The 10,364-nt window shown below is 73.1% G+C and carries 9 protein-coding genes and 2 pseudogenes; 5 read left to right on the forward strand and 6 right to left on the reverse strand.

Annotation, left to right across the window (positions count from 1 at the left end; all coding sequences use genetic code 11):
- Positions 1-203: 203 nt before the first annotated feature.
- Positions 204-1,451, forward strand: a complete 1,248-nt coding sequence (locus AC08OU_RS17720) for a tetratricopeptide repeat protein (protein WP_476605350.1) — start codon at positions 204-206, stop codon at positions 1,449-1,451.
- A gap of 18 nt (positions 1,452-1,469) precedes the next feature.
- Here AC08OU_RS17720 and AC08OU_RS17725 read toward each other — a convergent pair whose 3' ends face one another.
- The 4 genes from AC08OU_RS17725 to AC08OU_RS17740 all read right to left on the reverse strand — a co-directional run bounded on the left by AC08OU_RS17725 (position 1,470) and on the right by AC08OU_RS17740 (position 5,688).
- Entirely contained in the window at positions 1,470-1,985 is a 516-nt protein-coding gene (locus tag AC08OU_RS17725; protein ID WP_476601266.1) for a hypothetical protein, read from the reverse strand.
- A gap of 355 nt (positions 1,986-2,340) precedes the next feature.
- A complete protein-coding gene (locus tag AC08OU_RS17730) occupies positions 2,341-3,045 on the reverse strand; it encodes an SDR family oxidoreductase (protein WP_476601265.1) in 705 nt (234 codons plus the stop codon).
- Between the two features lie 96 nt (positions 3,046-3,141).
- Positions 3,142-4,422 carry a galactokinase gene (galK, locus tag AC08OU_RS17735; RefSeq protein ID WP_476601264.1) on the reverse strand — a complete coding sequence of 427 codons (1,281 nt, stop codon included), beginning with the start codon at positions 4,420-4,422 and terminating at the stop codon, positions 3,142-3,144.
- Between the two features lie 66 nt (positions 4,423-4,488).
- Positions 4,489-5,688: a UDP-glucose--hexose-1-phosphate uridylyltransferase gene (locus AC08OU_RS17740; protein WP_476605348.1), complete on the reverse strand. Its 1,200-nt coding sequence runs from the start codon at positions 5,686-5,688 to the stop codon at positions 4,489-4,491.
- A gap of 229 nt (positions 5,689-5,917) precedes the next feature.
- On the opposite strand from AC08OU_RS17740, the gene soxR reads away from it, so the two are divergent.
- The 4 genes and pseudogenes from soxR (at position 5,918) to AC08OU_RS17760 (ending at position 8,730) form a co-directional block, all read left to right on the forward strand.
- Positions 5,918-6,409, forward strand: a complete 492-nt coding sequence (soxR, locus tag AC08OU_RS17745) for a redox-sensitive transcriptional activator SoxR (RefSeq protein WP_476601262.1) — start codon at positions 5,918-5,920, stop codon at positions 6,407-6,409.
- Positions 6,410-6,669: 260 nt separating this feature from the next.
- A pseudogene (locus tag AC08OU_RS17750) lies at positions 6,670-6,965 on the forward strand (NADPH-dependent FMN reductase); the annotation flags it as partial.
- A 130-nt stretch (positions 6,966-7,095) separates the two neighbouring features.
- Complete coding sequence (locus AC08OU_RS17755; RefSeq protein ID WP_462187100.1) at positions 7,096-7,263, forward strand: hypothetical protein; 168 nt, start codon at positions 7,096-7,098, stop codon at positions 7,261-7,263.
- A 210-nt stretch (positions 7,264-7,473) separates the two neighbouring features.
- Positions 7,474-8,730 carry an ABC transporter substrate-binding protein gene (locus tag AC08OU_RS17760; protein WP_476601261.1) on the forward strand — a complete coding sequence of 419 codons (1,257 nt, stop codon included), beginning with the start codon at positions 7,474-7,476 and terminating at the stop codon, positions 8,728-8,730.
- Between the two features lie 51 nt (positions 8,731-8,781).
- Here AC08OU_RS17760 and AC08OU_RS17765 read toward each other — a convergent pair.
- Positions 8,782-9,668, reverse strand: a pseudogene (locus tag AC08OU_RS17765) (ATP-binding cassette domain-containing protein).
- On the reverse strand, positions 9,554-10,364 hold an 811-nt coding region (locus AC08OU_RS17770), incomplete at its 5' end, for an ATP-binding cassette domain-containing protein (protein WP_476605349.1). The gene AC08OU_RS17770 and the pseudogene AC08OU_RS17765, both read right to left, overlap by 115 nt.

A 10,364-nucleotide genomic window follows, 5' to 3' on the forward strand; every position in this document is an offset into this window, starting at 1 on the left:
CGCCGTGGAGTGCGGCATCAACCGGCTCAAACGCCACCGGGCGGTCGCGACCCGCTACGACAAGCTAGCCGTCCGCTACGAAGCAACAGTCACCATCGCCGCGATCAACGAATGGCTGCCCCGATAAACTTCCCAAACAGGCCCTAGCCGAGCGCACCGTCGCCGACCGCGAACGCGTCCTCGGCCCCGCGCACCCCGCCACCCTGGTCAGCCGGGACACCCTCGCCTGGGCGTTCCAGAAGGCCGGCCAGGTCGACCACGCGGTCAACCTGTTCCAGCGCACCCTCGCCGAGCGAGAACGCATCCTCGGCCCCGAGCACCCCGACACCCTGGAAGGCCGGCACAGCCTCGGCCGCGCCTACGACGCCGCCGGCCGCGGCGACGAGGCGGCCCGACTGCTGCGGGACACCCTCGCCGACCGGCGGCGGATCCTCGGCCCGGAGCACCCCGCCACCCTCGACACCCGTCACAGCCTCGCCGTCGCCTACCGCCGGATCGGGGCGGTAGGCGACGCCGTGCCGCTGTTCGAGCAGACCCTCGCCGCCCGCGGACGGGTCCTCGGCCCCGAGCATCCCGCCACCCTCGGCAGCCGCCACCAACTCGCCGTCACCCACCACCAGGCCGGACGGCTCGACGACGCCACGCGCGAGTTCGGCCGCGCGCTGACCGGCCGCGAGCGCACCCTCGGCCCCGACCACCCCGACACCCTCGAAACGGTCGACGGACTCGCCCGCGCCCACCTGCGGGCCGGACGACTCGATGACGCCGCACGCGAGTTCGGCCGCGCGCTGACCGGCCGGGAACGCGCCCTCGGCCCCGACCACCCCGAGACCACCGAGACCCGCGAGAACCTCGCCACCGCCCACCTCAGGCTGGGCCGACCCGGCGACGCCGTCCCCCACCTCGAACGCGCCCTCGACCGCCACGAGCACGTCCTCGGCCCCGCGCACCCCCACACCGTCGAGACCCGGGACACCCTCGCGACGAGCTACCGGCGCACCGGGCAGCTCGAGGCGGCCGTGCCGCTGCTCGAACGACTGCTCGCTGACCGGAGCCGGGCACACGGCGTCGGCGACGCACGCACTCTACGCACCGCCGACGAGCTCACCGAGGTCTACCGGACCACCGGCCGGCTTCCGCAGGCCGTCGACCTGAACGAACGTGTTCTCGCCGTCCGCGAGCAGCTCCTCGGCCCCGGCCACCCCGACACCCGCGCCACCCGGGGCGCCCTCGCCGACACCTACCGCCAGGCCGGCCGGCCCGCCGACGCCGTCCCCCTCTACCGCGCCGCGCTCACCGACGCGCTACGCGAGCACGGCCCGTTCCATCCGGACAGCACCCGGGCCCGTCGCACCCTCGCCGACACTGTCGACCAGGCCCGCCACGACCGGCCGCCCCTTCCCGAACGGCCGATCCCGGCCGAGCCGAGGTTCCGCCACCGCGACCCCTAACCGACCTCGGCCCGCCGGTCACCGCGGGTCGGCCGACCCGTCGGACGCGGCCGGCTCGTCGGGCTCAACGGGCGGAAACCGATCAAGCAGCTCCAGCTTGCGGAGCAGCGCCTCGTCCACCGCCCCCCGCGCCGGCCGCCCGCCCTCCGCCACCGCCCGCTCGCGGTCCTCCTCCCAGCGCCGTGCCTCCTCCCGAGCCAACTCGGCGTTCATCTGCTCCCGTGCTTCCCGCCAGTACTCCTCGATCCGCTTCTGGTTCTCCCGCCGCTCCTGTTCGGCGGCAAGCTCATTCGTCAACTCCTGGCCATGCCGCGCGTTCCATACTCGGGAGAACGAGCCGTCCCAGTCGACCGGACGGAGGTCGAACCTGCCCTCAAACGTCGCCCGAGCCTCATCCGCCCCCGTATCGGCGTCGCGCCCCGCGTCGGCATCGGGCGCCGGCTGCCCGGACGGTTCCCGACCGGCTGGCGGCCGCGCCCCCGATTCACGCTCGGCCGCAGATTCACCTGACGGGCCAGCGGTTTCCTCGGACATCACAGTCTTCTCCCGTCCCTGAGGCTCCCAGTCATGATCCCACCGCTACCGGCCCGCCGTGCCCCACCACGATCCCTCCAGGGATGATCAGCGACCAGCGGAGGGGCACTCGTCACGGCCGGAATGCACGCGTTGCGATCCCTCCAGGGATGATCAGCGACCCGACCCCGAAAGTAAAGTCGCAGGTTGAAGGCATGATCGGCGGTGGATCGTGGGCCGATTCTGCAGCGATCCGGCGGTAGTGCAACGGCCCAGGTCAGAGCCATGATCGGAATTTTAGAGTATCGAGTCCTGGTTGCCTATCTCGACGCCGAGCCACTCCATCCCCTATCTGCTGGACGGGCCAGGTGGACCTTCAGCGGTGTGGCTGTTGACCGGTGGGCCGGACGACGATCTCGTTGATATCGACGGTGTCGGATTGCTCGAGTGCGAACAGGACCGCACGGGCGACGTCAGTGGTGCCGAGTTTCGGGTCGGTGGCCCGGTCGGGCGATGTTTCGCCGGCTTTAACGAGTCCCGGCTGGATGAGGGTGACACGCACGCCGGTACTGGTGACCTCGGCTCGGATGGACTGGGTCATGGCGGTGACGGCCCACTTGGTGGCGGAGTAGAGCTGCCCGGGGACGGTGATGCGGCCGGCCACCGAACCGGTGAGCACCAAGTGTCCCCGGAACTGCACGAGGGTGGGCAGGGTGGCCCGGGCGACGAGGGCGGTTCCGTAGACGTTGGTCAGCACCATCTCGCGCCACTGCTGCGGGGATCCGGTGCCGCGCAGGAAGGAGGTGGCGGTGAAGGAGCCGGCGTTGGCGAACACCGCGTCGAGTCGGCCGAACGCGCCGTGGGCGAGCGTGGGCAGAGTGGTGACCTGGTCCCAGTCGCTGATGTCGCAGGGGGCTGCCACGGCCCGGGCTGGGCCGCCCAGTTCCGCGGCAAGTTCGTGAAGGGCATGGTGAGAGCGGGCGGCGAGGATGAGGCGCCACCCTTTGCTGGCGGCGAGTTGCGCTGTTGCGGCGCCGATGCCGGAGGAAGCCCCTGTGATCAGGAGAACGGATGTGGTCACGCTGATAGATCGTGCCGGTTGAGGTGGTCAGTCAGGTTTTGGGGTGCGGCGGCTGACGTCGACGGCGTAGCTGGTGGGACGGACGTTCCCCGGTCGCTACCCGAGGTCCAGGACGGACGTGCCGGCGACCGCCGAGCAGACGTGCAGCACGGCCCACCGGCCGGTGAGTGCGGCATACGCCGGTTCGAACGCCTCGGTGAAGGCGGTCAGCCGGGACCGGTCGACGAGGGCCACCGCACAGCCCGCGAAACCACCGCCGGTCATCCGGGCGCCGAAGCACCCCGGAGCCGCCGAAGCCGCCTGGACCGCCGCATCGAGTTCCGGACCCGACACCTCGAAGTCCTCCCGGATCCCGCGATGCCCCGCCAGCAACAGCCGCCCGGCCGTTGGGGCGTCGCCCGCGCGCAGTGCCGCGGCGACGGCGTCGACCCGGGCGTTCTCGGCGACGACGAACCGGGCCCGGCGCAGCGCGACCGGGTCCAGACCGGTCCCGCCGGCCGCTCCGCCCGGCCGGGTTGTCCCATCCGACCGGGCGGACCTGCCGAGCCGGGCCACCGCCTCGTCCATCGACCGGGGCGTGAGGTCCCGCAACGCGGCGACGCCCAGCGCCCGCGCCTCCCGCTCACACTCCGCCCGTCGGGTGGCGTACTCGCTGGTCACCACCTGTCGGCGCGAGCCGGTGTCGATGACCACCACGGCCAGCCCGCCCGGCAGCGGCACCGGCTCGGTCGTCAGCGTGCGGCAGTCGATCCGCAGCGCGTGGCCGGCCACGCCCGCGGCGCAGGCGAGCTGGTCGAGCAGGCCCGTCGCCGCCCCCACCCAGAGGTTCTCCGCCCGCTGGGCGAGCAGCGCGAGCTCCGTCGGCGAGGGCGTCAACCCGGCGAGATGCGCACCGGCCAGGGCGACGGCCAGCTCCAGCGCGGCCGAGGAGGACAGTCCCGCGCCGACGGGGATGTCGCTGGCCAGCGTGCCACGCCAGGGCACCGGGCCCCCTCCGGCCGGGAAGCCTGACCCGGCGGCGGCACGGGAGGCCGACTCGGCGGCCAGCATCACCGCGACGCCTTCGACATACCGGACCCATCCGGGTGCCCGGGCGGACACCGGGGTATCGAGGCCCGGCGGCGGCAGCGGGATCACGGCGGGCACCGCATCCTGCTCGGACACCAGCCGGAGCTCGGGTGCCTCGTTACGGCGCAAGGCGATGCACAGCTCCCGGTCGATGGCCACCGGAAGACAGAAGCCGTCGTTGTAGTCGGTGTGCTCGCCGATGAGGTTTACCCGGGCGGGCGCGCGGACGAGGTGGGTGGGCCGCTCTCCGTAGGTCTCGACGAACGCGCGCACCGCACGCTCGGTGGCCGGATGCTCGGCGGCTCTCATGACGCCAGTGTCGGGGAGTCGTGGGCCCTGCGGCACGCGGGATGACCACGGCCGCGCGGGCTCGGCTCAGGCCCGGTCCGCCGCGACGGGAGCCATGACGGCGCGCAGCCGGTCCGCGGCTGCCTCCGGGGTGAGGTCGCGCTGCACGTCGGCGAGTATCTCGTAGCCGACCTGATGCTTGCGAATGGTCGGGGAGCGCAGCAACGGCGGATAGAAGTGGGCGTGCAGCTGCCAGAACGCCGCGGGTGGATCGCCGGGTCCCCGGCCAGGATCAAGGCCCGGCCCCGGCCCCGGCCCCGGCTCCAGCCCCGGCCGGGGTCCGGGCGCGGGATGCGGCCCGGGAGCCCCGTGCCAGCCCATCGAGAACGGGAAGGGATGGTCGAACAGGGCGTCGTAGCCGGTGAGGAGGCGGCCGAGCAGGCGGGACAGCCCGTCCCGCTGGTCGTCGGAGAGCGCGGCGAGGCGGTCGACCGGATGCCGGGGCAGGAGCAGGGTCTCGAACGGCCACAGCGCCCAGAACGGCACGACGACGAGCCAGTGCTCCTCCGCCAGGATCACCCGCTCCCCCGCCGCCGTCTCGATCTCGGCGTAGTCCATCAGCAGGGAGCTGCCAGACCGGGCGAAGTGCTCCCGTTGCCGCGCGTCCTCGGCGGCCGGCCCATCGGGCAACACGTCGCAGGCCCAGATCTGACCGTGGGGGTGCGGGTTCGACGCGCCCATCGCGGTGCCGCGGTTCTCGAAGACCTGCACCCAGCGCCAGGTGCGGGAGAGTTCCTCCTCCTGCGCCGCCCAGGTGTCCACGACCGCCCGGACCTCGGCCGGAGTCATGTCGACGAGCCCGCGATCATGACGAGGGCCGAAGCACACGACCCGGCACGTCCCCCGGGCCGGTTCGCTGCGCAGCAGGCCCGATCCGGGACCCGCCGGCCACACCGGAGCCGGGTCGGCGGGCAAGTCGACGGGCGGGCCGACGGGCGGGGCGACAGGCGGGGCGGCGGGCCGGACCGGGTCGGGACGCAGCGCCGGGAAGTCGTTGGTGAACACGTAGGTACCGGAGTAGGAGGGGTTGCGTTCACCGCCGGCCCGGAGGTTGCCCGGGCAGAGGTCGCATAGAGGATCATGGGCGACCGCGGCCGGCACCGGCGGTGGTTCCTGACCGCCGTGCCACGGTCGCCGCGTCCGCCCCGGCGAGACCAGAACCCAACGGCCGGTGAGCGGGTTGAACCGCCGATGCGTGATGTCGTCCATCGCGACGAAGCCTGCCATGGGCGGCGACCGCGGCAAACGCGCTGCCGGGACGGCCGGGGGTGATCCCCGTTACCACGGAATCGGGGCGTGACGAGGGGCGACGCGGGGCAACGAGGGGCGGCGAGACGTAACGAGGCGTGGCGAATCGTGACGGGGCGCGACGAGGCATGACGGCCAGCCCGTCGCGGCGCCGCCGGGTTCCGGGAACCTCATGTTGAGTTCAACTTCAACACCATAGTCTGCGGGCATGCTTCCTACCGATCTGATAACCGTGGGTGAGCTCTCGCAACGAAGTGGCTTCGCCGCGTCGGCGCTGCGCTTCTACGAACAGCGGGGCCTGCTCACCGCCACCCGGACCTCGGGTGGGCAGCGCCGGTACGAGCGCCATGTCCTGCGGCGGCTGGCGTTCATCCGCGCCGCCACCGCGGTCGGGCTCAGTCTCGACGAGGTGCGGGAGACCCTGTCGTCGCTGCCCGAGTCGCGCACGCCGACCAAGGCGGACTGGTCCGCGGTCTCGCGGCGGTGGCGCGGCCGGCTGGACGACGAGATCGCGGCTCTGGTCGCGCTGCGTGACGGACTCGACTCGTGCATCGGCTGCGGCTGCCTGTCGCTGCTTCGCTGCCGCATCTCGAATCCGCACGACCGGATCGCCGAGCTGGGGCCGGGCGCCCGCGCGCTGCCGGCCGCGCTGCGCCGGACCCGCAACCCCCTCGATCGGTGTGGTCAGCCCGTCCGATAGGACATCCGCGATAGGACAGACGCGACGGCACGCGGGTGGCGGTCCATCGCCGGACCGACATGAACCAGATCCGGGACGCCGGACCGAGACGCCTGGATCCGGGACGAGGAGGGGTAGTGGGAGACACATTCGGCATGTTCCAACCGGGTGCCAGCAACGGCGAGCCGAGGAGCGGGCGCAGCCAGACGGGCAGCCAGACGGTCGGTACGGATCCCGTCTCCGGGCTGCCCAGCCGGGTCTCGGCGCACCGTTCGCCCGACATGCCGCCGGACGGTCCCGGTCCGGTGCGGGCCCGTCGCCGCCGTCCGTTAATCGTCGGCATCGGTGGCAGCAGCCGGGCGAACTCCACCACCCACCAGGCCCTGGCGACGGTGCTGGCGATGATGGGGCAGGCCGGCGCGGAGACGATGCTGCTCGGTGCGGCGGACCTGGACCTGCCGATGTACGCGCCGGAACGCCAGGAACGTCCCGCCGCGGCGCTGCGCCTCCTCGCCGCCGTCGAACGGGCCACGGCCTCGTGATCGCGACTCCCGGTTACCACGGCGGGATGTCGGGCCAGGTCAAGAACGCCCTGGACTATCTGGAGGACGCCCCGGCCCTACCTGGACGGCCGGGCGGTCGCACTGATCGTCGGAGCCCGGGGCACGCAGGCGGCCGGGACGACGCTGACGGCCCTGCGCTCGACGGTGCACGCCCTGCGCGGCTGGCCGACCCCGCTGGGAGTCACCCTGAACACCGCGGTGCCGCTCTTCGACCCGCACGGGCGAGTACTCGACCCAACCGTCGCGGCCCGCCTGGAGACCCTCGCCGACCAGATCATGGGGTTCACCTACGCCTGGTCCCAGGTGCTCTGAGGTGATCTGAGGTGATCTGACGCCGGGACGCGACCCCGCGCCGCGGCCCGTGCGGGTCCCGGCTAACCCGGGCGTATCCGTCCTGAGCAGGCAGGTCTACCGTGGCGGGGCCCGGCAGGGGACAGCGGGCTCGGCAGGGGACAGCGGGGCCCGGCAGGGGACTGGAACACGGGACCCATGACGAGGCACGCACGACGAGGAGGCGGCACGGTGGGACGACGGCACGGGCTCCGGCGGCTCGCCGCGGCGGTTCTGGGCGCCGTGCTGGCGGGCACGCTCGCCGCGTGCGGTGGCGACTCGGACGGCGAAGCCACCGGCACCTCCTCGGCCGGATCGACGGTCAAGCTGATGATCATCGCCCCGGTGGACACGTCCGGGACGAACTACCCGGAGATGGTGGCCGCCGCCCGGGCCGCCGTGCGCGGAGTCAACGCCCGGGGCGGGATCGCCGGCCACCGGGTCGAGCTCGTGCACTGCAACGAGAAGAACGACGCCGCCATGGCCAGGAAGTGCGCCCAGCAGGCGGTGGATCAGCACGTGCTCGCGGTCGTCAGCGAGGTCAGCGGCTCGGGCGGGATCATGCCCATCCTGGAGAACGCGGGGGTCCCGTCCATCGGTTCGGCCGGGATCTCGGCCGACGGATCCGAGCTCAGCTCCCCGATCAGCTACGTCATCAGCCCGCTGACCCTCTACCCCGCGGTCTGCCCGTCGTTGCTCGCCAAGGCGGGGGCCACCCGCCTCGGGCTGGTCGGCTACGACCTCAGCGCCAGCGACCGGCTCATCATCATGGCCGAGGGCGGCGCGAAGGCGGTAAACCGTCCGATCAATCCGAAGATCCGTATTCCGATCACGACGAGCGACTTCACCCCGGCGATCTCCCAGCTCACCCGGTCCGGTGCCGACGGAGCCGTGCTCGTCGTGTTCGACCAGGCCGCCTATGCGGTGATCTCCCAGGCCGGCCAGCGGGTCCGGACCTGCCACGCGGCCGGAACCCTCTCGCCGAAGTACCTGTCGACGCTCGGTCCGGCCGCGGACAACCTCGTGGTCGCGACCGCGTTCCCCGAGCTGAGCCAGGCCGGCCAGTTCCCCGAGGTCGCCCGGATGATCTCCGAACTGGACGCCGAGCAGGCCGGCGGGGACGCGGACGCGGCCCCCGCGCTGCGCACCACGACGACCACCACCGGCGCGTGGCTGTCCGTGCAGATCGCCGAGAAGGTGGGCAACAAGGTGTCCGGCGAGCTCACCGCCCGCACCCTGCTCGACCAGCTCAACCGGACCACCGACCTGGACCTGGGCGGCATCGTCCCGCGGCTGAACCTCACGGCGACGACGCCGATCCTCGGGGCGGAACGGATCTTCAACACCACGCTGCGGGGAGCCCGGTGGGACAGCGCGTCGAAGAGCTTCGTGCCGCTCGGCCCGGAGACCTACTCCGGCCTAGACATCCTGCGCCGGGCCGCCTCCTGACTCTGAGGCACACGCTGACCCGGGTCAGGCACGCGCTCGCGCTGACCCGGGTCAGACACGGGGGCCGCTGAGGGCGCCATCGCCGGAGTCCGCCGGCCGCCCGGGTGACAGATAGGCGCCGAGCAGGATCTCCCGGTCGGCACGGGCCTGGGCTGCGGTGCCCGACCAGGCGAGGGCCCCGTGCCGCAGGACGTGCACCCGATCGGCGATCGACAGGGCGCTGCGGACGTGCTGCTCGACGAGGATCACGGCGAGCCCGTCGTCCGCGGCGGCGCGCACCGCCGCCAGCAGACGGTCCACGACGCGCGGCGCGAGGCCCAGCGAGAGCTCGTCGGCGAGCAGAACCGTGGGCCGGCGCGCCAGGGCGCGCGCGAGGGTCACCATCTGCTGCTGCCCCCGGAGAGCAGCCCCGCCCGCCGGTCGAGGTGCTCGGCGAGCTCGGGGAAGACCGCGAGGGCGAGGTCCGGGTCGCATCGACCGACCCGGAGATTCTCCCGGACGGTGAGGTCCATGATGACCGAGCGTTCCTCGGGAACCAGGCTCAGGCCACGCCGGCACCGTTCGTGCAGCGCGGCGGTCGTCACGGCCCCGGCGAGCAGGACCTCGCCTCCCGCTGACGGGATCGCGCCGGCCAGCGCCAGCAGTGTCGTCGTCTTGCCGGCACCGTTCGGGCCGAGCAGGGTCACGACCTCGCCGGCGTGCACCTCCAGGTTGAGGTCGCGGACCACCGGGCCGTTGCCGTAGCCGGCGGACAGGCCCCGCGCCGCCAGCACCGCGGGGCCGGCCGCGAACCGGGCCGGGTCCGTCAACCGAGCCGGGACCGTCAACCGTGCCGGGACCGCCGCCTCCCCCAGGCAGGCGACCCGCACCCGGGGGTCGTCGCGCACCCGCTCCGGCGTCCCCTCGGCGATGCGCTCCCCGGCGTCCAGCACGACCACCCGGTCGCAGACCCCCATGACCACGTCCATGTCGTGTTCGTTGAGCAGGATGCCCAGCCCCAGTCGTCGGCGAGCCGACGCAGCAGGCCCGCGACCTCCGTGCTCTCCGATTCGTCCAGCCCGGCGCACGGCTCGTCGAGCAGCAGCACGGCGGGGCGCGCCGCGACAGCCCGGGCGATGGCCAGCAGCCGACGGCGACCGTAGGGAAGCTCCGCCACGGTGCGCAGGAGATCGTCGCGCAGCCCGAAGGCGTCGACCGCGGCGACCGCGGCCGGCTCGAGCGGACGTCCCCGGGGGAACAGCAGGTCGGTGAGATAGGCGCGGGTGTCCCGGCGGTCGCTGGCCGCCTGGATGTTCTCGATGACCGTCAGATCGTCGAACAGCTCCAGGTTCTGGAACAACCGGCTGATGCCGACGCGGGCCCGCCGGTGCGCCGGCAGACGGTCCAGCCGGACGCCGCCCAACGTCATCGACGTGACCGAGGACGGGGTGTAACCGGTGATCGCGTCGATGACCGTCGTCTTGCCCGCGCCGTTCGGGCCGATCATCCCGACGATCTGACCGGGTTCCACCCGCAGGTCGACCGAGCGCACCGCGGTGACCGCGCCGAACCGGACCGTCAGACCCCGGACCGACAGGACGGCAGGCGCGGCGGGCGTGGCGGGCGTGGCGGGCGCGGCGGGCGTGGCGCCGAGC

The sequence above is a fragment of the Frankia sp. CcMO1 genome, from assembly GCF_977945845.1.

Coding starts and splice junctions, on each gene's coding strand:
- galK (WP_476601264.1), bottom strand. CDS start 4,422: ATGAGAGCCGCCGAGCATCCGGCCACCGAGCGTGCGGTGCGCGCGTTC.
- soxR (WP_476601262.1), top strand. CDS start 5,918: ATGCTTCCTACCGATCTGATAACCGTGGGTGAGCTCTCGCAACGAAGT.
- AC08OU_RS17725 (WP_476601266.1), bottom strand. CDS start 1,985: ATGTCCGAGGAAACCGCTGGCCCGTCAGGTGAATCTGCGGCCGAGCGT.
- AC08OU_RS17740 (WP_476605348.1), bottom strand. CDS start 5,688: ATGGCAGGCTTCGTCGCGATGGACGACATCACGCATCGGCGGTTCAAC.